Source organism: Variovorax sp. 10L426 (genome assembly GCF_056395305.1).
This window is the reverse complement of the sequence record NZ_JBFTJF010000013.1, coordinates 163,432-183,829: the sequence shown is the minus strand read 5'-3', so window position 1 is coordinate 183,829 and position 20,398 is coordinate 163,432. Positions and strand designations below refer to the sequence as shown.

Here is a 20,398-nt window from a genome sequence, read left to right as displayed (position 1 = left end):
GCCATGTCCTCGTTCGACCTGACGCTGATGTACTTGCTGGCCGCGGTCATCGGCGTGGTCGCGTGCCGCTCTCTCAAGCTGCCGCCCATGCTCGGCTACCTGACGGCGGGGGTGCTGATCGGACCGCACGCCTTCGCGCTGGCCCAGAACTCCGACGGCATCCAGCACCTTGGCGAGTTCGGCGTCGTGTTCCTGATGTTCGTGATCGGTCTGGAATTCAGCCTGCCCAAGCTCCGCGCGATGCATAGGCACGTGTTCGGGCTCGGCCTTCTTCAAGTGATGTTGACCATCGCCATCGCGACCGCCGGCGCCCTGGTGATCGGCGCGGCCCTGCCGCCGGAATGGCGCCTGGGTTGGCAGACGGCCCTCGTGCTGTCCGGTGCACTCGCCATGAGCAGCACTGCGATCGTCGTCAAGCTGATGGCCGAACGCCTCGAACTCGACAGCGAGCATGGCAAGCGCGTCATGGGGGTGCTGCTGTTCCAGGATCTCGCAGTGGTGCCGCTGCTGGTGCTGATCCCGGCCCTCGGCGCACCTCCGGAAACACTGCTCAAGGCGATCGGCTTCGCATTGGTCAAGGCGACCTTCCTGATCGCCGTTTTGCTTTACGGTGGGCCGCGCGTCATGCGCTGGTGGCTGACGCTGGTCGCGCGTCGACGCAGCGAAGAGTTGTTCATGCTCAACCTGCTGCTGGTCACACTCGGGCTGGCGTGGCTCACGCAGCTGGCGGGCCTGAGCCTGGCCCTGGGGGCCTTCGTGGCCGGCATGCTGGTTTCGGAAACCGAGTTCAAGCACCAGGTCGAAACAGACATCCGGCCATTCCACGACGTGCTGCTCGGCCTGTTCTTCATCACGGTCGGCATGTCGCTCGATTGGCATGTCGTCGTGCAGCGTCTGGCGCTCGTGGCAGCGCTGCTGCTGATACCGCTGGCCTTCAAGCTGGCGCTGGTCACGGCGCTGGCGCGCATGCTGGGTGCGACGACCGGTGTCTCGCTGCGGACCGGGTTGTATCTGGCCCAGGCAGGCGAGTTCGGATTCGTGCTTCTGGCGTTGGCAAACGGCCGTGGCCTGTTGCCGGAATGGCTCATCAATCCGGTTCTGGCGTCGATGGTGCTGTCAATGCTCTCGACACCTTTCATCATCATGTACAGCAACCGCATCGTGCGAAAGCTGGTCGCGAGCGACTGGCTGCAGCAGTCGTTGCAGATGACGAGCATCGCCCGCAAGACGATCAATACGGCGCAGCACGTGATCATCTGCGGCTACGGGCGCTGCGGCCAGAACCTCGCGCGAATGCTGGAGCGGGAAGGCATCCCGTACCTGGCGCTTGACCTTGATCCGGACCGCGTGCGCCAGGCTGCAGCAGCCGGCGACTCGGTCGTCTTTGGCGATGCGGCCCGGCTGCAGGCGCTGATGGCGTCCGGCCTGGCGCGTGCGAGCGCCGTGGTCGTCACCTATCAGGACGTGCCAGGTGCGCTCAAGGTGCTGGCGAACACTCGCTCCCACGCACCGCAGGTGCCGGTGATCGTGCGGACGCGGGACGATCGCGACCTCGAAAAACTTCAGGCCGCCGGCGCAACCGAAGTGGTGCCTGAGGCGATCGAAGGGTCCCTCATGCTTGCCAGCCATGCCCTTGCCTTGGTGGGCGTGCCGATGCGCCGAGTGATCCGCGTGGTCCAGGACCAGCGAGATGCGCGCTACAACCTGCTGCGCGGGTACTTCCACGGGGCCGACGACGACAAGGCCGACGAAGTCGACCACGAGCGACTCAACACCTTCACGCTCTCGGCCGGTGCGCGGGCTATCGGGCAGCCGCTTGCGCGGCTTGCGCTCGAGGCATTGGGCGTGCGCGTCGCCAGCCTGCGCCGCCGCGATGGGAAGACGGCCGAAGCGACGGCCGAAGCCGTACTCGCGGACGGCGATACGCTGGTGTTGTCCGGCAAACCGGGCGCGCTGGCGATGGCGATCGACAAGCTGCAGAAGGGCTGATGCCGGCAGGCGCTGATCAGTTGAGCAGCGACGGATTCCGCTTCTCTTCGTCGATTTGCTGTTGGCGCCGCACGGGTTCGCACTGGGGATGCGCCTTGTAATCGGCCTTGGCGCACTGCGCCGCCATGCACCGCGCACGTGCGAAGAAATTCAGTCCGTCGCAAGCGGTCTGCGGATTCGCTGGGGCGACGGGCTCAGGTGCAGGCGGCGACGCGGGCGCAACGGGCTGCGTGACGACCGGCGGTGGCGGTGCAACGCGGACCGATGCGGCCTTGCGTGTCTTGGGTGGTGTGACGGCCGGCTTCGCTGGCGTGGCTTGCGGCTGCACGATCTCCAGCCCTGTCAACGGAGGTGGCAAGAGTTCTGCTGGAGCCGGCTCCGGCGCGGCAATGACTGGCGCAGGTGCCGGCAGAACCACTGCCGCTGGACTCGGGATGTTCGCCGGGCCATTGATGATTCGCGAGCTGTACGCGTACCAGCCACCGCCAACGATCATTGCCGTCAGCAAGGTCCACACCCCGATCCGGTTCGTTCCGGTCTTGGTCGCGCCGGCGACCTTGGTCGAAGGAGAGCTGTCCGAATTCGCCTCCCAGCCACCACCCCGTGGTGGCGCGGGTGGGAACGGTGTGCGCGATTCCGGCGACAGGGGCAAGTCGTCGACGTGATCCAGTTCGTGACGCATCGACATGCGCTGCGTGGCGGGCCAGTCCTCGTCAAGGTCCGACCGGCTTTCAGCCGGGTTGTCCGGTGGCGCGATCCTGATCCTGTGGCCGCAACCCTTGCAGAACTTGGCGCCGTCGCGATTGGCGGTGCGGCAGTCTGCGCATATCGCCGCCATGACTTCAGGTCACCGCGACCCGCTTCGGCTTGTTCACCATTCGCTTGGCAATCACCGCGCCCAACCCGAGCGTGAGCTCCAGCGCAAGATTGGGTTGCCGGTTCGACATCTCGGCAAATCGCAACGCCGTCAGGCGCCAGACCCGGGCCGCGCCGGTCGCAACCACGTTGGCCGAGCGCGGCAATCTCGAAAAGAACGCGCCTTCGCCCACCACCGATCCCGGATTCAGGATCGCCAGCTGCATCTGGCCCTTGTCGCCGATCAGGTGGACGCTGAGAGCGCCGCGTTCGATAAAAAAGAGGGTGCGATCGATGGCACCCTGGTCGATCAGCACCTGCCCCGCGGGCAGGTCGTGGGGCTGCAAATAGGAACCCACCGTTTCCCATTGCTGCGCGGTGAACGCTGGCGCAAAGGCGTCATAACTGGTGTTCTGAGCGATCGCGCGGCAAAGATCTTGAATGCTGGATGACATCGTTGTAGGCCCCTGCTATGCGTCCCGGAGTATCTGCGAAAGCTTAAATGCATGGTGACACTTGTCACATATGCTTTCATTTTCGGTTACTTCCCGATGCAGAAGCGGGAAAAGATCACGCCAAGGAGGTCGTCCGCACCAAATTCGCCCGTGATTTCGTTCAACGCGTTCTGGGCGAGACGCAGTTCCTCGGCCAGCAGGTCCAGGGATTGCGCCCTCGCGGCCAGGTGCTCGGCAGCGGCGTCGATGTGCTCCTCGACGCGTGACAGCGCCTGTACGTGGCGCGCCCTTGCGAGGTAGACCCCTTCCGGAACCGACTGCCATCCCGCCACTTCGAGCAGGCGGGTGCGCAGCATTTCGATGCCGAAGCCGGTCCGGGCCGAAATGCTGATGCCGGAAGACGCCAGGGCGGACGGCACAGCGTCCAGCTTGCTCCATACGTCGATCACCGGGACGCTCGCCGGCAACTTCGTCGCCAAGATGCGCGAGATCTCGGCATCCGCTTCCGCGTAATCCGGCGACGGCGTGCGTGTGAGGTCGTGCAGGAAGAGCAGCGCATCGGCGTCTTCGATCTGCCCCCATGCACGCGCGATGCCGATTTGCTCCACTTCGTCGATGCTGTCGCGCAGTCCGGCCGTATCCACCACATGGAGCGGAACCCCGTGGATCTGGATCGTCTGCGAGACGACATCGCGCGTCGTGCCTGCGACCGAACTCACAATGGCTAGTTCGGCGCCTGCCAGGGCGTTGAGCAGCGAACTCTTGCCGGCATTGGGTTGGCCGGCGATGACGACCTTGATGCCTTCGCGCAACAATGCGCCTTGCCGGGCGCGCTGCTGCACCGCGCCCAACTGGGATTTCAGCGACGCCAGTTGCCCCACTGCGTCGGCCTCCTGGAGGAAATCGATTTCTTCGTCAGGAAAGTCGAGCGTCGCTTCGACGAGCATCCGCAGACGGACCAGCGCGTCGAGCAGCGTGTGGATTTCTTTCGAGAATGCCCCGGACAGCGACCGGCCCGCACTGCGTGCGGCGGCTTCGGTGCTGGCGTCGATCAAGTCGGCGATGGCTTCCGCCTGGGCTAGATCGATCTTGCCGTTCAGGAAGGCACGCTGGCTGAACTCGCCCGGTTCGGCCACGCGCAGGCCGGCGAGTCGAGGTTGCGCGGTTTCGAGGTCGAATTCGGCAGCAGCCTCCAGGCAGCGTGCGAGCAAGAGTTGCAGGACAACCGTTCCGCCGTGTGCCTGCAGTTCGAGCACGTCCTCGCCGGTGAAGGAGTTGGGTGCCGGGAAATGGATCGCAAGGCCATGATCGATGGGCTCACCTTCGGCATCGCGAAAGGGCAGGTAGGTCGCCTCGCGTGGCTTGAGATTGCGCCCGCAGATTGCGGCTATCAGCGACACCATCTGCGGCCCGGACACCCTCACGATCCCGACGGCGCCACGACCGGAGGCGGTGGCGATGGCAATGATCGGATCGCTGGGGCGCGCAAGCATGACTGTGATTTTCAGCAAGAAGGGCCGCTTGCGCGGCCCTTGATGGGTGAGAGTGGGGTCGATCCCTACTTCTTGGCGGGCTTGTTGCCGAGCACGCCGAGGCGCTTGTTGATGAACCACTGCTGCGCGATCGAAAGCACGTTGTTCGTGATCCAGTACAGCACCAGACCGGCCGGGAAGAAGATGAACATCACGCTGAACGCCAGCGGCATGATCCACATCAGCTTGGCTTGCATCGGATCCGGCGGTGTCGGATTCAGCCAAGTCTGGAACAGCGAAGTCGCGGTCATCACGACCGGAAGGATGAACCAGGGATCGGGTGCCGACAAGTCATGGATCCACAGAATCCACGGTGCGTGGCGCATTTCGACCGAGGACAGCAGCACCCAGTACAGCGCGATGAACACCGGGATCTGGATCACGATCGGGAAGCAGCCGCCCATTGGGTTGACCTTCTCCTCGCGGTAGATGCGCATCATCTCCTGCTGCATCTCCTGCGGCTTGTCCTTCAGCCGCTCGCGCATTTCCATGATCTTCGGATTGATGGCCTTCATCTTGGCCATGCTCGCGTAGGCCTTGGCATTGAGCCAGAAGAAGGCCGCCTTCAGTAGCACGACCAGTGCGACGATCGACCAGCCCCAGTTGCCGAGGATGCCGTGCAACTGGTTGAGGAGCCAGTAAAGCGGCTTTGAGATGATCGCGAAAATGCCGTAGTCCTTGACGAGTTCGAGGCCCGGCGCGAGTGCCTCAAGCTTCTTCTCTTCTTCTGGGCCGGCGAACAGATTGCTGTCGATGGTTTGCGCAGCACCTGGCGCAAGCTTGGGCAGCTCCAAAACCATTGCGACCGAGAACAGGTTGTTGCCGAGATCCGCCACGCGGAACTCGCGCTTGATCGCATCGCTGCCCGGGACGTTGAGCAGCCAGGCGGACACGAAATAGTGCTGCACCATCGCCACCCAGCCGTTGGTGGCAGGACCGGGAAGCTCGACCTTGTTCTTGGTGATGTCCGTGAACGCGATCTTCTGGAACTTCTTCTGTTCGGTGAAGATGGCCGGGCCGGTGAAGGTGTTGGTGCCGAACATCGTGCCGGAAGCGACCGTGCCGTGGCGCACGAACTGCAGGTAGAGCTGCGCATCGCGCGGCTGATCGCTCACGTTGACGATCTGGTGCTTGACGTGGATCGAATAGTCGCCGCGTTGGAACACGTAAGTCTTGACGTACTTCAGGCCGCCTACCGGCTGTGACTCGAACGCCACTTCCAGGGTGTTTTGGCCATCGGCCAACTCGCGAGGACCACTGCGCGCAGTCATCAGAGTCAAGTGATTGGGGAATCGATCACCCGTGTCCACCGGGTTCAGCAGGCCGGTCTGGGCCACATAGCGCGTCGCCGGCGATCCGTTTTCCATCAATGTCACAGGCCTGGATTCGTTCTGCGCGACCGGCAAACCAACCAGACGACGCGCCCATTCCACCAGTCCGCCGTTGTTCGTCTGGTCGACGAACTTGAGCAACTGCAGTTCGGACAGAGTCCCGCCCTCGCCGTCAATCACCGCCTTGAAAAGGTCCGTCGAGACAGTCACCTTTTCGCCGATGGCGGCTGCGGCGCCTTGCGCCGGCACCGACGTGCTCGTGGTGGTGCCAGCTGCAGCCGGCATGCTGCCGGCCGATGATGCGGCCGGCGCGACCGGCGGATTGGCTGGTGCGGCTGTCTTGGCCGACGGAAGAAAGGTCGGCTTGTGGCCGTTGTAGACCTGCCATTGGTCCCACAGCAGCACCAGCGAGAAACCAAAAATCACCCACAAGATGGTGCGGCGGATATCGTTCATGAAGAAGACTTCTTGTCGTCGGTAGTGAGAAAGGCGAACAGCGATCTCGATTGCGAGGTCGGGCCTTGGGCCTTGGGGGGAATCGGATCGTGGCCGCCCTGACACCAGGGTTGGCATCGGACAATGCGGCGCAGCGTGAGATAGCTTCCGACTGCCGCGCCGTGCTGTTCAAGGGCAGCGATCGCATAGACCGAACAGGTGGGCTCGAAGCGGCAAGCCTGTCCGAGCCAAGGGCTCAGGAGCAGGCGGTAGGCCTTCACGAGGGCGATCAACAGACGCTGCATCATTCGTCCGCCGTGGCGGCTCGTGCCAGCAATTGCTGAAGTTCGGCGCGAACGGCGGCCTTGAGCTTGTCGGATGTCGCGCTCACGAACGCCTTGCGATCGAATCCCGCGCGCAGACGCACGACGTGCGCCGCGCGCGGCAGCGAACCTTCAGACGTGGCGGCGCTCATGGCGTAGATCTGGCGTTTGATTGCATTGCGGGTCACCGCTCGACGTGCCCAGCGTTTGGGGACCATCGCGCCGACCCACACATCATGCTTATTGAAGAGTGATGTTGTGGCGCCCGAAGGCACGTCAAGCGTGCAACGGTGCAATGCAAAGTGAGCAGTGCGTGCCACGGTGGCACCTGCGAGTACAGCCTGAAATTGCGCGCGGGTCTTGAGCCGCTGCATGGAAGCCAACCGGAAGACGCCGTCAGAAGATCGTGGCGCGAACGGTACGACTGGCAACGGTGCCGATGCGTGCCGTCAGACGGCGAGGCGCTTGCGGCCCTTGGCGCGGCGTGCGTTGATGACGGCGCGGCCACCGCGGGTCTTCATGCGGACCAGGAATCCGTGGGTACGGGCGCGGCGGGTTTTGGATGCTTGATAGGTGCGTTTCATGATGGATTTCCTGATGTGACCGGATGACCCGGCATTCCCGGTATTTGCGCCCCTTGGCACAAGCTCCAGTCAGATCCGAAGACCTGATATGGACCCGAGATACCCCGAAACACACAAAAGGGTTTTCAGGGAAACCCGCGATTATCGCAAATATTCGGATGCCCCACAATCCCTCTGGACCATCTGCATCCCTTCGAGCACCGCCGAAATGATGTGGATAAGTTTTTGACAAGTTAGAATCGGCCGCGCATCGCGGGTGCGACTATCCACAACACGAAAACGGAAGATGGCTGAGGGACAAACCACTTTTCAGGGCACCCATGTCGAGTGACGGCGTCGGTGACAGCCTTTGGCAAGCCTGCGTCGACCAGCTCGCGCAGGAGCTGTCCGAACAGCAATTCAACACCTGGATCAAGCCACTGACCGCAAGGGTGGCAGATGACTTCTCTCGCGTCACCGTCTTCGTCGCCAACCGGTTCAAGCTGGACTGGATCCGCGCGCAGTACGCCGGAAAAATCGCATCGATGGCCGAGAAACTCTACGGCCAGCCCGTGGTTATTGAGTTAGCGCTTGCTCCTCGGGAAATCGTCAATCGGCCTACGACGTTAACCGTCGTGTCCGACGCCGACGTACCGCGGGACTTGCCGAGCCCGGGCGAAGACCTGACGCCAGCGGCGTTCAAGAACCGGCTAAATTCAGGCCTTACTTTCGAGACGCTCGTGGAGGGTACGGCCAATCGCATGGCACGCGCCGCGGCGATGCATGTCGCGACCACGCCGGGTCATCTTTACAACCCGCTTTTCATCTATGGCGGCGTCGGCCTCGGCAAGACGCACTTGATGCATGCGGTGGGCAATCGGCTGTTGACGGATCGGCCCGACGCCAAAGTTCTCTACATCCATGCCGAGCAGTTCGTCTCGGATGTGGTCAAAGCGTATCAGCGCAAGACTTTCGACGAGTTCAAGGAGCGTTACCACTCCCTCGATCTGCTTTTGATCGACGATGTCCAGTTCTTCGCAAACAAGGATCGAACGCAGGAAGAGTTCTTCAACGCGTTCGAGGCATTGCTCGCCAAGAAGTCGCACATCGTCATGACGAGCGATACCTATCCGAAAGGACTTGCGGACATTCATGAACGACTCGTGTCTCGTTTCGATTCGGGCCTGACCGTTGCCATCGAACCGCCCGAGCTCGAAATGCGCGTGGCGATTCTGATCAACAAGGCGCGCGCCGAGAGCACCGAGATGCCGGAGGAGGTCGCATTCTTTGTCGCGAAGAACGTGCGTTCCAACGTCCGCGAACTCGAGGGCGCCTTGCGCAAGATCCTCGCGTACTCGCGCTTCAATCAGAAGGAAATCTCCATCGCGCTGGCGCGCGAGGCCCTGCGCGACCTGTTGTCGATCCAGAACCGCCAGATCTCGGTCGAGAACATCCAGAAGACGGTGGCTGACTACTACAAGATCAAGGTCGCCGACATGTATTCGAAGAAGCGGCCGGCCTCGATCGCCAGGCCGCGGCAGATCGCGATGTACCTCGCCAAGGAACTGACGCAGAAGAGTCTTCCGGAAATCGGCGAGCTTTTCGGAGGCCGAGATCACACCACCGTTCTGCACGCGGTCCGCAAGATCTCCGGCGAGCGGCAACAACTCACCGAACTCAACCAGCAACTGCACGTGCTGGAGCAAACTCTCAAGGGATGATGGATGGATTCCTTGAGCAGAATCTTGAAGCCTGTCAAAGGACAACCCTGGGGAAAGTTCCGGCACAAATGACAGCTTGTCCACAGGGCCGTCGCGCAACCCGAAGTTGTTCGCGCCGACGCGACACCACGAAAGCGCTGCTGCACACAGCGAACGGACCGCGTCAAGTCCTTGTCACGAAAGCGGAAAATCGCCCTGTCCACAGCGCGGTGCATCCCTTATCTACTACTACTAATTTGAATTAAAGAAATAAAGGAAGAGGTAAGAACATGATCGTTTTGAAGACTACGCAAGACAAAGTCCTCGCGGCGCTGCAATCGGTGGCGGGCATCGTGGAACGGCGGCACACGTTGCCCATCCTGGCCAATGTGCTTATTCGCAAGACGGGCGGCCAGTTGCAACTGACCACCAGCGACCTCGAAATCCAGATCCGTACCCAGGCCGAACTCGGCGGCGACGAGGGCAACTTCACGACGACCATCGGCGCCCGCAAGCTGATCGACATTCTCCGCACCATGCCGGCCGACCAGACGGTCAGCCTCGAATCGAGTGCAAACAAGCTGGTGCTCAAGGGTGGCAAGAGCCGGTTCACGCTGCAATCGCTTCCAGCCGAAGATTTTCCGCTGGTTCAGGAATCGGCCAACTTCGGTCCCGTGTTCAGCGTTCCGCAGAAGACGTTGAAGGATCTGCTGAGCCAGGTGTCCTTCGCGATGGCTGTCCATGACATCCGCTACTACCTGAACGGCATCCTGTTCGTGGCCGAAGGCAAGCAACTCAGCCTGGTCGCGACCGATGGCCACCGCCTGGCGTTTGCTTCCGCGACACTGGATGTCGAAGTCCCGCGCCAGGAAGTGATCCTGCCGCGCAAGACGGTGCTCGAGATGCAGCGCCTGCTGTCCGATGCCGAGGGCGCGATCGAGATGCAGTTCGCGAACAACCAGGCCAAGTTCAACTTCGGCGGCATGGAGTTCGTCACCAAGCTGGTCGAGGGCAAGTTCCCCGACTACAACCGCGTGATCCCCAAGAACCACAAGAACACGGTGACGTTGGGGCGTGCGCCGCTGCTGGCCAGCCTCCAGCGCACTGCAATCCTGACGAGCGAGAAGTTCAAGGGCGTGCGGCTCAACATCGAGCCGGGCACCCTGCGCATCGCGTCCAACAACGCCGAGCAGGAAGAAGCGCAGGATGAGCTCGACATCGACTACGGTGGCGACAGCATCGAGATCGGCTTCAACGTGACCTACCTGATCGATGCGCTGGCCAACATGGGCCAGGACATGGTGAAGCTGGACCTCGCCGATTCCAACAGCTCGGTGTTGATGACCATCCCTGAAAACGCGTCGTTCAAGTACGTCGTGATGCCGATGAGGATTTGACACACCCCCAGGTTGGCTCACTGCGTGTAGCCGCCCACCCCCTTGCAGGGGGCAACACCAGCAGCCCGGCAAAGCCGGTTCCGCGGTGTTTCCCGAAATGAGACGGTAGCTCCGGGGCTGCCGATGAGAAAGAGTCTGATGAGTGAAGAAAACAAGCCGGAAGTGCCGCACACCGAGCCGGTTTACACCCCTGAGATCGACAACGCGATTCCGATCGAAGTGACGCCACCGTCGGCCGACACGTCCTACGGTGAAGGTTCCATCACGATCCTCGAAGGACTCGAGGCGGTGCGTAAGCGTCCCGGCATGTACATCGGGGACACATCCGATGGCACCGGTCTGCATCATCTGGTGTTCGAAGTGGTCGACAACTCGATCGACGAGGCGCTCGCGGGTTATTGCGACGACATCGTCGTGACGATCCACACCGACAATTCGATTTCGGTGACCGACAACGGCCGCGGTATTCCGACCGGCGTGAAGATGGACGACAAGCACGAGCCCAAGCGCTCGGCGGCGGAAATCGCGCTGACCGAACTGCACGCAGGCGGCAAGTTCAATCAGAACAGCTACAAGGTATCGGGCGGCCTGCACGGGGTGGGCGTGAGTTGTGTCAACGCGCTCAGCAAGATGCTGCGCCTGACCGTCCGCCGCGAAGGCAAGGTCCACACGCTCGAATTCAGCCAGGGCTTCGTGCAAAATCGAATCGTCGAGACGGTGAACGGGGTCGAGGTCTCGCCGATGAAGGTGACGGGCGAGACCGAGAAGCGCGGCACCGAAGTGCACTTCCTGCCAGACACCGAAATCTTCAAGGAAAACTCGGATTTTCACTACGAGATCCTGAGCAAGCGACTGCGCGAACTGAGCTTCCTCAACAACGGCGTTCGCATCCGGCTCATCGACGAACGCACCGGCAAGCAAGACGACTTCTCGGGTGCCGGCGGCGTGAAGGGCTTCGTCGAGTTCATCAACAAGGGCAAGACGGTCCTCCACCCCAACGTGTTCTACGCGGCGGGCGAAAAGCCGGCCGATACCTATGGCGGCATCCCCGGCACGCACATCGGCGTCGAAGTCGCGATGCAGTGGAACAGCGGTTACAACGAGCAGGTGCTGTGCTTCACCAACAATATCCCGCAGCGTGACGGTGGCACTCACCTCACCGGCCTGCGCGCTGCGATGACGCGGGTGATCAACAAGTACATCGAAGAAAACGAGATGGCCAAGAAGGCCAAGGTCGAAGTGACCGGCGACGACATGCGCGAAGGCCTTTGCTGCGTGATGAGCGTGAAGGTGCCGGAGCCCAAGTTTTCCAGCCAGACAAAGGACAAGCTGGTGTCGAGCGAAGTGCGCGCGCCGGTCGAAGACATCGTCGGCCGTCTGCTGACCGACTACCTGCAAGAGCGGCCCAACGACGCGAAGATCATCTGCGGCAAGATCGTCGAGGCGGCGCGCGCGCGCGAAGCGGCACGCAAGGCGCGTGAAATGACGCGCCGCAAGGGTGTTCTCGATGGCATGGGCCTACCCGGCAAGCTGGCCGATTGCCAGGAGAAGGACCCGGCGCTGTGCGAGGTTTACTTGGTGGAGGGCGACTCCGCCGGTGGATCGGCCAAGCAAGGACGTGACCGTAAGTTTCAGGCCATCCTGCCGCTGCGCGGCAAGATCCTGAACGTTGAGAAGGCGCGCTACGAAAAGCTGCTCACCAGCAACGAAATCCTGACCATGATCACCGCGCTCGGCACCGGCATCGGCCGCGCGGGCGCGACGACTTCAGGCGGTGGTGCTGACGACTTCAACGTTGCCAAGCTGCGCTACCACCGCATCATCATCATGACCGATGCCGACGTGGACGGTGCGCACATCCGCACCTTGCTGCTGACCTTCTTCTATCGGCAGATGCCGGAACTGGTGGAGCGCGGGCACATCTACATCGCGCAGCCGCCGCTCTACAAGGTCAAGGTCGGCAAAGAGGAGCAGTATCTGAAGGATGGTCCGGCCCTCGATGCGTTCCTGCTGAAGGTCGCGTTGAAGGATGCTAGCGTCACGACCGGCGGTGCCAATCCGACCACGCTCAGCGGTGATACGCTGGCCGAACTGGCGCGGAAGCACCAGTTGGCCGAAGCGGTGATCGCGCGCCTGGGTGTGTTCCTCGACGCGGAGGCGCTGCGCGCGATCGCCGATGGCGTTTCACTCGATCTCGACACCACGGCCAGCGCAGAAGCCTCGGCTGTCGCACTGCAGAACAAGCTGCGCGAATTGAACACCACCGGCGCGCCGGCGGACGTTTCGAGCGAGTTCGATGCGCGCACCGACAAGCCGTTGCTGCGCGTCAGCCGCCGCCATCACGGCAACATCAAGAGCAGCGTGCTTACTCAGGACTTCGTCCATGGCGCCGACTATGCCGCGCTGGCCGAGGCGGCCAAGACCTTCCGTGATCTCCTGGGCGAGGGCGCACTCGTCAAGCGTGGCGAAGGCGAGAGGGCCAAGGAAGAAAAGGTCGGCGATTTCCGCGAAGCGATGCGTTGGCTCATCGGCCAGGCAGAGAACGCGACCTCACGCCAGCGCTACAAGGGCCTGGGCGAAATGAATCCCGAGCAGTTGTGGGAAACGACGATGGACCCCAGCGTGCGGCGCCTTCTGCGCGTGCAGATCGACGATGCGATCGAGGCCGACCGCGTGTTCACGATGCTGATGGGTGACGAGGTCGAGCCGCGTCGCGAATTCATCGAGCAGAACGCGTTGCGAGCCGCGAATATCGACGTTTGATGACTTTTTCGGCCCCCTGACAGCTGCTCTGTTCGGGAATGCGCGTAAACGCTATTCCTAGCCCGACTCTTGCTAAGCAAAATCTCCGGCGGATTTCACGCCATTTTGAGCAAGAGGACAGCAGAGCAAATGATCCCGACCCGTTTTTGCCGGCCCTTGGCGGCCGTCGTCATCTTTGGCGCATTCACGTCGGCGCAGGCGCTGACGAATCCGCCCATCAAGGTGGCGCAGGGCATCGAATACATGTGCGGCGGCAGAAGCGGCGAGGAGGCGGCATTCATGAAGACTGTGTCGCCCCGCTGGGCGGCCACGCTCGAGTTCGGCATCACCCGATCCGGTTCAGGCGTTCGGTTTCCGTCCGACGTGAACGTCGTGGTGCGTGAACGGTATTCCGGCAGGGAGGTCATGCAGGCTTCCACCGGTTCGCCCTTCATGCTCGCCCGCCTCAATCCGGGCGCCTACGACGTCGAGGCTACAATGGGCGGGGTGACGCTCTCCCAGCCGCTGGTGGTCTTCAACGGTGTCGGGTCGAAGGCGGTATTCATGTGGCCATCGAACGTTGATTTCGCGTCGGCGATGGGCTTGCCGCGGGCTGAACACCAGGCTTCCGCCAGCACAGGCGACTGACTCGGCTTCTGATGGCCGGGGGTCGGGCGAAACTGCGACCGCAGTTCAGGTTCTCCTAAGTCTTCTTGCAGATAGTGTTGGCGTGAAGTTCGCTTCACACTCATTACGGCAACAAGAAGGGCATCGCGATGAGAACCAAGCGTTTCTGGAATCCCGTGGCCAGCCTGGCCATCGGCGGCGTGTCGCTTTTCGGTGCACTGGCGGCACACGCGGTCTACAACCCCCCGATCCACATGATGAACGGCGTGGAGTACATGAGCGGCGGCGTGAGCAGTGACGAGGCCGAGTTGATGGAAACCGTTGCGCCCCGATGGCCGGCTACCTTCGAATTCGCCATCAAGGACGCGAAACGGGCGGATTTCGCCGCCGAGGTCGAGGTGACGGTGAGAAATGCGTCCGGCGAGACGGTATTGAGCCGCGTCGTGTCCGATGGCCCGTTCTTGGTCGCGCGTCTTGATCCGGGCCGATACGAAGTCGAAGCCACGCTCGGAGGTCAGACGCTGAAACAGCAGGTGGAAATCCTGCCGGGCAGCCCGACACGCACGGTGTTCGTGTGGCCGGCCGGTACGAGCATCGCCGCGCACTCCTGACGCTCGCGGTTTCATGCGCGCGTTCTCGGTCGCGCGCACGGTTGTCGGACCTGAGATTAAATATGGGCCGGCAGGGTGGCATGCACCTTGAATGTGGAGCTTCCTGCTCGCACATGTGGGGTCCGGGTTTTGCCCGTCCTGCCAGGCTCCGATGCCGCTTCGACCCCTGATCCTTCTCATTACGCTGCTGCACGTCTACATCGGCGTGCGGCTGCTGCCTTCGCTCGCCGGCCATGGGGCCGGCTGGTCATTGCTGCTGGCGGCGCTGGTCGTGTCCGCGGCAACCATGCCGCTTCCGTTCGTCGGCATGCGTTCCGAACGCCGGCAGTTCGCCGACGGCTGGAAATGGATCGGGCTACTGAGCATGGGGTGGTTTTCATCCATGTTCGTGCTCACGATGGTGCGCGATGCCGGCTTGCTGCTGACTTGGCTCACGACGCTGGCGCTTGGCTGGACGATCGATTGGTCGCGATGGCAGGACCTGAGCGCCGTCACGGTCCCGCTGTTGGCCACGGGGACTTCGCTGATTGGCTTTCTCAATGCGCGGCGCACGGCCAATGTGGTGCGCGTCGACGTGCCGATCCGAGACCTGCCGTCCGCGCTGGACGGATTCACGATTGCGCAGCTCAGCGACATCCATGTGGGGCCGACCATCAAGCGCGGCTATATCCAGCGCATCGTCGATGCCGTCAACGGCTTGAGTGCCGACATGGTCGCGATCACCGGCGACCTGGTCGACGGCACGGTGCCGGAATTGCGTGATCACATTGCGCCACTCCAGGGTTTGCGCGCCAAGCACGGCACTTTCGTGGTGACCGGAAACCATGAGTACTACGCCGGCGTTCATGCGTGGGTCGACGAACTGCGTCGGCTGGGGCTTCGCGTGTTGCTGAACGAACATGTCGTCCTGCAGACGCGCAACGTGAAGGGCGCGCAGACCGACGAGGAAGTGCTCGAGAGCGCGCTATTGGTGGCTGGGGTGACGGACTACACCGCGGTGCATTTCGATGCCGAGCATGCGAGCGATCCGCAGCGCGCATTGCTCGACGCGCCTCCGCTGGTTCACACGCGTGTGCTGCTTGCGCACCAGCCGCGCAGCGCGCCAGCCGCCGCCGAGGCGGGCTACCACCTTCAGCTTTCGGGCCATACGCACGGCGGACAGTTCTTTCCGTGGAATCTGTTCGTCCCGCTGCAGCAGCCCTTCACGGCGGGCCTGCACAAGTTGCACGAGATGTGGGTCTACACGAGCCGCGGCACCGGCTATTGGGGGCCGCCCAAGCGTTTCGGTGCGCCTTCGGAGATTACGTTGCTGCGCCTGATCGCGGCGCGCTGAGGTTCACGCAGCCTGTTCGCCGGCAAGCCGGCGCGCATTCGACGTCGCCTTGGCGTGGATCGGCTTGAGCCCGCGCTGCACGATGCGAGCGCCGGCGCTGGTGAACTGAGTGACTACTGCGGCCGATCGTGCGGCGGCGCTTCCGAGTGCTTCGGCGTGCCTCAAGGCCTGTGCGGCGGTGACGCTGGTGGACAACGAGAAGAGCGCCACGCCGCTTCCCAGCCAATGGCGGACCGCCCGATTGATGAGCGCGAATTGCGTTGTGTGAATCTGGTTCGCCATCGCGGCACCTGCCTCGCTCGCCGCGGCCAGTTTCTCGTGGCCCATGAGCTGAAATTCGGCGAGATCGTCATCGCTCGGCGTGAGCCCGGCGCGGGCGATGCGCTCGGTACGCATCTGGATGACCGAGCCGGACGACAGGAGCATCTCGTTGGTCTTGACGGCGACGTCGGCCCACAGCATGAGCGGATTGAAAAAGCGGGGGGAAGAGATGTCGTGCGTCATGGAACGTTGTGTGCTGGGTGTCAGAGCACTATAGACCTTCGCCGCCAAAATTGCTGCATTGCAACATCGATTAAGGATGGAGTCCTACTCGTGAGTTCGACGACCGTCGAGTGTCGCTGCGATTCGCCGTCTCGGGCGCGACGCTGGTTCGCGCAGTATCGAAAGCCTTGCGGTAGTGCATGAGCCACTGGCCGTCGCTGGCTTCGCGTGGGATCGACTGCCGAATGCCCGGTCTGAATTCCAGCGTTTCGCAATTCCATCGAACGCTGCATGCCGGCGTGAGGATCGCCCAGCAGACCTGCGCAAATCGACGAGCGAAGAACGGCGCGATCCCCTCGACGATGTGATGGTCGGGTTCGTACCACGCGATGTGCAACGACTCCCCGGCGATCCCTTCTTCGACGGGCTTGAAGCGGACGAGCGCCTTCATCCTCTGGATGTCGCGACGCACCGCCTGGGCCATGTGAACCGCGCGCACGCGGTCGCCGTCCAGCGGGGTGCGGCGCAAGCCGGGCTCGTGCACGAGTCGCCACAGCAGCCGGTAGAGGAGGCCGAAGCGATCCGGGTCGTTGTTGAGGATGACGATGTCGCACAACGACATGAATGAACGTGGCAGAAAGAGATTGATCCCGCCGTGCGGCCTGTCGGCAAGACGCCCATTCACGGCATTTCCTGCTCCTTGCGAAAGGACGGTGGCGATCCCCGGCGGCGCATGCCATTGCACCTCCTCCGGCGGAACAAGCGCCGCGAGCAGGGCCCGGGCTTCGCGCCGGAACCCGTTCAGGTCGGTCTGGCTCGCAAGGGTGACGGAATGAAGCGACATGCCCTCAAGTTAGGTCTCGCTTCATAGCCTTCCTGTAGGCGGTAAGCCGTAAAACAGCGAAGGATGCGCTGGCTTCGCTGACGGCGGGTTGTCAGGACAGAGGCGCTGGCGATGGCCGACGCAGGCGCCTGGCGTGCACTTCCGTCACGAGATAGACCACGCAGGCCACGATCAGCGGCAGGAGGTAATAGAGCGCGCGATACGCGAGCAGTGCACCGAGCAGCTGGTCTTGCGAGAGCCGGTGCGACAACAGCGCGAGGAAGACGGCTTCCAGCACGCCCAACCCGCCGGGGACATGCGTGATGACGCCCGCCACCGCGGCGACGAGGAACACGGCAAGCACTGTCGGGTAGGGCAATCGTTGCTCGAGCAGGAACCAGATCACCCCGCCCATCAGCGACCAGTTCGCGCAGGAAATGACCAGCTGAAGCAGCGCGATGCGCAGCGGCGGCGTGTCGAGCTCGTGACCGCGCACGCGCCAGGTGTGCTCGCGGGCGATGGCGCACAGCGTCAGGTAGGCCAGCCCGGCGAGTATCAGCACTGCGCCGAGGATGCGCAGGCCCTCGTCGCCGATCTTCCAGTCCGGGGGCAGGGACATCGGCCAGAAGCAGAAGGCCGCGCCGGCGACCACGACATAGCCGAACCAGTTGGTCAGCATGCTGAAGCCAAGCACGCGCGTGATCGTGTTGCTGTCCAACCCGAGCCGTGAATAAAGGCGATACCTGAAGGCGACGCCGCCCACCAGCGCGCCGAGGTTCAGGTTGAATGCGTAGCTGATGAAGGTGACGCTCATCACCGGCCCGGTGCGGAGCCGGTGGCCCGTCATTCGGCGGCCGAGCAGGTCGTAGGTGCTGTAGAGCGCGTGGCTGCAGGCGGCGAGGCCGGCAGCCGCGAGCAGCATAGGCAGCGGGATCTCCCGCACCGATGCCAGTACATTGCGCCAGTCGATGGTGCGGGCCTGTCGCACGACCAGGAAGACGACCAGTGCGAAGAACACCCATGCGGCGATGCGCTTCGCGCGGTGCCAACCGTCCGACGCAGCGGCGCGTGAGGGCGCGACGACGCCCGTTGCCGGAGTGTTGGCCATCACGCCGCGTCCGTCCGGGTCGCGCCGGGGCCGCCCGGGCGGGGTCCTTCGAGCGGCTTCAGCCTCGGTGCATGGCGTGGCAGCCACCCGGCCCACGCCGGATACCAGCGCAACAGGTGGAAGATGAAGAAGCTGCGCACCAGTCGCCAAGCGCTCCAGTCAGTGAGGTCTGCGGCCTGGATCTGGTTGCAGTTGTGCTGCATGAGCGCATCGAGTCGATCCCACAGGATCTGGTTAAAGGCCTTGTCCCGCACGATCACGTTCGCCTCGAGATTGAGCGACAGGCTGAGCGGGTCGAGGTTGCTCGACCCGACGGTGCTCCATTGATCGTCCGCCAGAGCGACCTTGCCATGCAACGGCCGCTCGCAGTATTCGTAGATGCGTACGCCGGCGTGCAGGAGATGGTGGTAGAGCATGCTGGCCGCCGTCTTGACGAACGGCATGTCGGGGTTGCCCTGCAGGATCAGGCGCACGTCGACACCGCGCCGGGCCGCGCGTCGCATTTCCTTGATCAAGGTGTAGCCGGGGAAGAAATACGCGTTGGCAATCAAGATACGTTGCCGCGCACTCCGGATGGCAGCCCGGTAGTGGCGTTCGATGTCGTCGGTGTGCCGCCGATTGTCGCGCGTCACGAACTGGACTTCGGCTTCGCCTTGCGCCTCGTCGGCAACATGGCTGGAGGTGCTCAGCCGGCGCCTGAACCATCCAGATCCCTTGCCGCCGACAGCGATGGCGTGAAGCACGAAGCGATGGATCTCCGCGACGATGGGCCCCGCGAGCGCGACCGCATAGTCCTGCTTGGCCTTCGGGCCGAAGTCGAGCAGATGATCGGCGGCGAAATTGATGCCGCCGACGAAAGCCGTCGATCCGTCGACGACCACGATCTTCCGGTGCATCCGGCGGAAGACATTGAGGCGTTGTCCGAACAGGCGCGTGCCGGGATCGAAGACACGCAGCTTCACGCCTGCGGACGTCAGGCCCTCGATGAATTCGGGCGACAGGTCCGGGGAACCGAAGCCGTCGATCATCAGGTCGACCTTCACGCCCCTTTGCGCCGCCGCTCGCATGACGGCATGGAGCGCCTTGCCGACCTTGTCCTCGAACAGGATGAAGGTCTCGACGATGACTTCGCGCCGTGCACTGCGGATGGCCTCGAACACGCGCGGGAAAAACGTCTCACCGTTTTCCAGCAACTCGACGCGGTTGCCCCCGATCCAGCGCTGACCACCGGCTGCGCTCATAGCTCGATCTCCGCGACGAGCGGCGCATGGTCCGACAGGTGCGACCAGGGCCTTCGCGGCAGCACGATGGGAGCGTGCACGGCCGCGTTGCGCACGTAGATGCGGTCGAGCGGCAGTACCGGAAACCGTGCCGGAAAGGTCCTGGCCGCACTGCCGTGCGCGAGGACGAACACCTCCCGCAATGAAGCGCCCGCTTCGAGAATGCGATGGGCTTTGCCGCGCCAGTCGTTGAAATCGCCCGCCACGATCAAGGGCGCGTCGGCCGGCACCTCGTCACGCACGATATGGCAGAGCAGTTCGAGTTGTTCCTGCCGATGGCTCTCGGCCAGGCCCAGGTGCGTGCAGATCACATGCACGTCGACCGGCCTAGCCGGCAGCCGCAACACGCAATGCAGCAACCCGCGCTTCTCGGGGCCGGTGATCGATACGTCGTGGTTTCGGTGATGGACGATCGGGAACTTCGACAGCACCGCGTTGCCATGGTGTCCTTTCGGGTACACGGCGTTGCGGCCATAGGCGAACTGGGGCCACATCGTGTCGGCCAGGAATTCGTAGTGCGGGGCCTCGGGCCAGTTGTCGATCTTGCGTGAATGACGCGAATGCGTGCCGAGCACTTCCTGCAAGAAGACGACGTCCGCACCCACCGTGCGCACCGCGTCCCTGAGTTCGGGGAGGATGAACTTGCGGTTCAGCGCCGTGAAGCCCTTGTGGGTGTTCACCGTCATGACTTTGAGCGAGGTCGGCAGGGGCATCACGGCCGCCGTATGGGACGAGGGCTTCACAGATGAAGTTTGTAAGCTGGCCAACGTCCGTCAAGTGTAGGAACGCGCGACGTTCTTCGCCAGACTGC

General features: G+C 63.0%; 19 protein-coding genes. 7 read left to right on the top strand and 12 right to left on the bottom strand.

Going from position 1 to position 20,398, the window contains the following annotated elements; all coding sequences use genetic code 11:
* Positions 1–3: 3 nt before the first annotated feature.
* Positions 4–1,989 carry a monovalent cation:proton antiporter family protein gene (locus AC1DHL_RS19895; protein WP_478163093.1) on the top strand — a complete coding sequence of 662 codons (1,986 nt, stop codon included), beginning with the start codon at positions 4–6 and terminating at the stop codon, positions 1,987–1,989.
* Between the two features lie 16 nt (positions 1,990–2,005).
* Here AC1DHL_RS19895 and AC1DHL_RS19890 read toward each other — a convergent pair whose 3' ends face one another.
* The 7 genes from AC1DHL_RS19890 to rpmH form a co-directional block, all read right to left on the bottom strand.
* Positions 2,006–2,827 (bottom strand): hypothetical protein, encoded by an 822-nt coding sequence (locus AC1DHL_RS19890; RefSeq protein WP_478163092.1) that lies wholly within the window; start codon positions 2,825–2,827, stop codon positions 2,006–2,008.
* 4 nt (positions 2,828–2,831) lie between these two features.
* Positions 2,832–3,299: a Crp/Fnr family transcriptional regulator gene (locus AC1DHL_RS19885; RefSeq protein WP_478103327.1), complete on the bottom strand. Its 468-nt coding sequence runs from the start codon at positions 3,297–3,299 to the stop codon at positions 2,832–2,834.
* A gap of 86 nt (positions 3,300–3,385) precedes the next feature.
* Positions 3,386–4,792: a tRNA uridine-5-carboxymethylaminomethyl(34) synthesis GTPase MnmE gene (gene mnmE, locus AC1DHL_RS19880; protein WP_478163091.1), complete on the bottom strand. Its 1,407-nt coding sequence runs from the start codon at positions 4,790–4,792 to the stop codon at positions 3,386–3,388.
* 65 nt (positions 4,793–4,857) lie between these two features.
* On the bottom strand, positions 4,858–6,618 hold the full coding sequence (yidC, locus tag AC1DHL_RS19875) for a membrane protein insertase YidC (RefSeq protein WP_478163090.1): 1,761 nt from the start codon (positions 6,616–6,618) through the stop codon (positions 4,858–4,860).
* Positions 6,615–6,905, bottom strand: coding sequence for a membrane protein insertion efficiency factor YidD (yidD, locus tag AC1DHL_RS19870; protein WP_478163089.1), 291 nt, complete (start codon positions 6,903–6,905; stop codon positions 6,615–6,617). The genes yidC and yidD overlap by 4 nt, the downstream gene beginning before the upstream one ends.
* Positions 6,902–7,294, bottom strand: a complete 393-nt coding sequence (locus tag AC1DHL_RS19865; protein ID WP_478163088.1) for a ribonuclease P protein component — start codon at positions 7,292–7,294, stop codon at positions 6,902–6,904. Before AC1DHL_RS19865 ends, yidD begins: the two co-directional genes overlap by 4 nt.
* A 75-nt stretch (positions 7,295–7,369) precedes the next feature.
* Positions 7,370–7,504: a 50S ribosomal protein L34 gene (rpmH, locus tag AC1DHL_RS19860; protein ID WP_047486751.1), complete on the bottom strand. Its 135-nt coding sequence runs from the start codon at positions 7,502–7,504 to the stop codon at positions 7,370–7,372.
* 320 nt (positions 7,505–7,824) lie between these two features.
* Here rpmH and dnaA point away from each other — a divergent pair, with 320 nt between their 5' ends.
* The 6 genes from dnaA (at position 7,825) to AC1DHL_RS19830 (ending at position 15,893) form a co-directional block, all read left to right on the top strand.
* Positions 7,825–9,204 carry a chromosomal replication initiator protein DnaA gene (gene dnaA, locus AC1DHL_RS19855; protein ID WP_478103321.1) on the top strand — a complete coding sequence of 460 codons (1,380 nt, stop codon included), beginning with the start codon at positions 7,825–7,827 and terminating at the stop codon, positions 9,202–9,204.
* A gap of 269 nt (positions 9,205–9,473) precedes the next feature.
* On the top strand, positions 9,474–10,580 hold the full coding sequence (gene dnaN / locus AC1DHL_RS19850) for a DNA polymerase III subunit beta (protein ID WP_478103320.1): 1,107 nt from the start codon (positions 9,474–9,476) through the stop codon (positions 10,578–10,580).
* A 138-nt stretch (positions 10,581–10,718) separates the two neighbouring features.
* On the top strand, positions 10,719–13,343 hold the full coding sequence (gene gyrB / locus AC1DHL_RS19845) for a DNA topoisomerase (ATP-hydrolyzing) subunit B (protein ID WP_478103319.1): 2,625 nt from the start codon (positions 10,719–10,721) through the stop codon (positions 13,341–13,343).
* 129 nt (positions 13,344–13,472) lie between these two features.
* Positions 13,473–13,970: a hypothetical protein gene (locus tag AC1DHL_RS19840; protein ID WP_478163087.1), complete on the top strand. Its 498-nt coding sequence runs from the start codon at positions 13,473–13,475 to the stop codon at positions 13,968–13,970.
* A gap of 128 nt (positions 13,971–14,098) precedes the next feature.
* Positions 14,099–14,560 (top strand): peptidase associated/transthyretin-like domain-containing protein, encoded by a 462-nt coding sequence (locus AC1DHL_RS19835; protein WP_478163086.1) that lies wholly within the window; start codon positions 14,099–14,101, stop codon positions 14,558–14,560.
* A gap of 151 nt (positions 14,561–14,711) precedes the next feature.
* A complete protein-coding gene (locus AC1DHL_RS19830; protein WP_478103314.1) occupies positions 14,712–15,893 on the top strand; it encodes a metallophosphoesterase in 1,182 nt (393 codons plus the stop codon).
* Positions 15,894–15,896: 3 nt separating this feature from the next.
* Here AC1DHL_RS19830 and AC1DHL_RS19825 read toward each other — a convergent pair whose 3' ends face one another.
* The 5 genes from AC1DHL_RS19825 to AC1DHL_RS19805 all read right to left on the bottom strand — a co-directional run bounded on the left by AC1DHL_RS19825 (position 15,897) and on the right by AC1DHL_RS19805 (position 20,300).
* Positions 15,897–16,397 (bottom strand): polyhydroxyalkanoate granule-associated phasin, encoded by a 501-nt coding sequence (locus AC1DHL_RS19825; protein ID WP_478163085.1) that lies wholly within the window; start codon positions 16,395–16,397, stop codon positions 15,897–15,899.
* A 70-nt stretch (positions 16,398–16,467) separates the two neighbouring features.
* The gene (locus AC1DHL_RS19820) at positions 16,468–17,220 is read right to left on the bottom strand and encodes a TIGR03915 family putative DNA repair protein (RefSeq protein WP_478163084.1); all 753 of its coding nucleotides are present in this window, start codon (positions 17,218–17,220) and stop codon (positions 16,468–16,470) included.
* A 91-nt stretch (positions 17,221–17,311) separates the two neighbouring features.
* Positions 17,312–18,307 carry a lysylphosphatidylglycerol synthase domain-containing protein gene (locus AC1DHL_RS19815; RefSeq protein WP_478163083.1) on the bottom strand — a complete coding sequence of 332 codons (996 nt, stop codon included), beginning with the start codon at positions 18,305–18,307 and terminating at the stop codon, positions 17,312–17,314.
* A complete protein-coding gene (gene clsB, locus AC1DHL_RS19810) occupies positions 18,307–19,548 on the bottom strand; it encodes a cardiolipin synthase ClsB (protein WP_478163082.1) in 1,242 nt (413 codons plus the stop codon). Before clsB ends, AC1DHL_RS19815 begins: the two co-directional genes overlap by 1 nt.
* The gene (locus AC1DHL_RS19805; RefSeq protein ID WP_478103373.1) at positions 19,545–20,300 is read right to left on the bottom strand and encodes an endonuclease/exonuclease/phosphatase family protein; all 756 of its coding nucleotides are present in this window, start codon (positions 20,298–20,300) and stop codon (positions 19,545–19,547) included. The genes clsB and AC1DHL_RS19805 overlap by 4 nt, the downstream gene beginning before the upstream one ends.
* Between the last annotated feature and the right edge of the window lie 98 nt (positions 20,301–20,398).

Coding starts and splice junctions, on each gene's coding strand:
- AC1DHL_RS19895 (WP_478163093.1), top strand. CDS start 4: ATGTCCTCGTTCGACCTGACGCTGATGTACTTGCTGGCCGCGGTCATC.
- AC1DHL_RS19890 (WP_478163092.1), bottom strand. CDS start 2,827: ATGGCGGCGATATGCGCAGACTGCCGCACCGCCAATCGCGACGGCGCC.
- AC1DHL_RS19820 (WP_478163084.1), bottom strand. CDS start 17,220: ATGTCGCTTCATTCCGTCACCCTTGCGAGCCAGACCGACCTGAACGGG.
- AC1DHL_RS19825 (WP_478163085.1), bottom strand. CDS start 16,397: ATGACGCACGACATCTCTTCCCCCCGCTTTTTCAATCCGCTCATGCTG.
- AC1DHL_RS19885 (WP_478103327.1), bottom strand. CDS start 3,299: ATGTCATCCAGCATTCAAGATCTTTGCCGCGCGATCGCTCAGAACACC.
- clsB (WP_478163082.1), bottom strand. CDS start 19,548: ATGAGCGCAGCCGGTGGTCAGCGCTGGATCGGGGGCAACCGCGTCGAG.
- AC1DHL_RS19840 (WP_478163087.1), top strand. CDS start 13,473: ATGATCCCGACCCGTTTTTGCCGGCCCTTGGCGGCCGTCGTCATCTTT.
- AC1DHL_RS19835 (WP_478163086.1), top strand. CDS start 14,099: ATGAGAACCAAGCGTTTCTGGAATCCCGTGGCCAGCCTGGCCATCGGC.
- yidC (WP_478163090.1), bottom strand. CDS start 6,618: ATGAACGATATCCGCCGCACCATCTTGTGGGTGATTTTTGGTTTCTCG.
- mnmE (WP_478163091.1), bottom strand. CDS start 4,792: ATGCTTGCGCGCCCCAGCGATCCGATCATTGCCATCGCCACCGCCTCC.
- AC1DHL_RS19805 (WP_478103373.1), bottom strand. CDS start 20,300: ATGCCCCTGCCGACCTCGCTCAAAGTCATGACGGTGAACACCCACAAG.
- gyrB (WP_478103319.1), top strand. CDS start 10,719: ATGAGTGAAGAAAACAAGCCGGAAGTGCCGCACACCGAGCCGGTTTAC.
- yidD (WP_478163089.1), bottom strand. CDS start 6,905: ATGATGCAGCGTCTGTTGATCGCCCTCGTGAAGGCCTACCGCCTGCTC.
- AC1DHL_RS19830 (WP_478103314.1), top strand. CDS start 14,712: ATGCCGCTTCGACCCCTGATCCTTCTCATTACGCTGCTGCACGTCTAC.
- dnaA (WP_478103321.1), top strand. CDS start 7,825: ATGTCGAGTGACGGCGTCGGTGACAGCCTTTGGCAAGCCTGCGTCGAC.
- AC1DHL_RS19865 (WP_478163088.1), bottom strand. CDS start 7,294: ATGCAGCGGCTCAAGACCCGCGCGCAATTTCAGGCTGTACTCGCAGGT.
- rpmH (WP_047486751.1), bottom strand. CDS start 7,504: ATGAAACGCACCTATCAAGCATCCAAAACCCGCCGCGCCCGTACCCAC.
- dnaN (WP_478103320.1), top strand. CDS start 9,474: ATGATCGTTTTGAAGACTACGCAAGACAAAGTCCTCGCGGCGCTGCAA.
- AC1DHL_RS19815 (WP_478163083.1), bottom strand. CDS start 18,307: ATGGCCAACACTCCGGCAACGGGCGTCGTCGCGCCCTCACGCGCCGCT.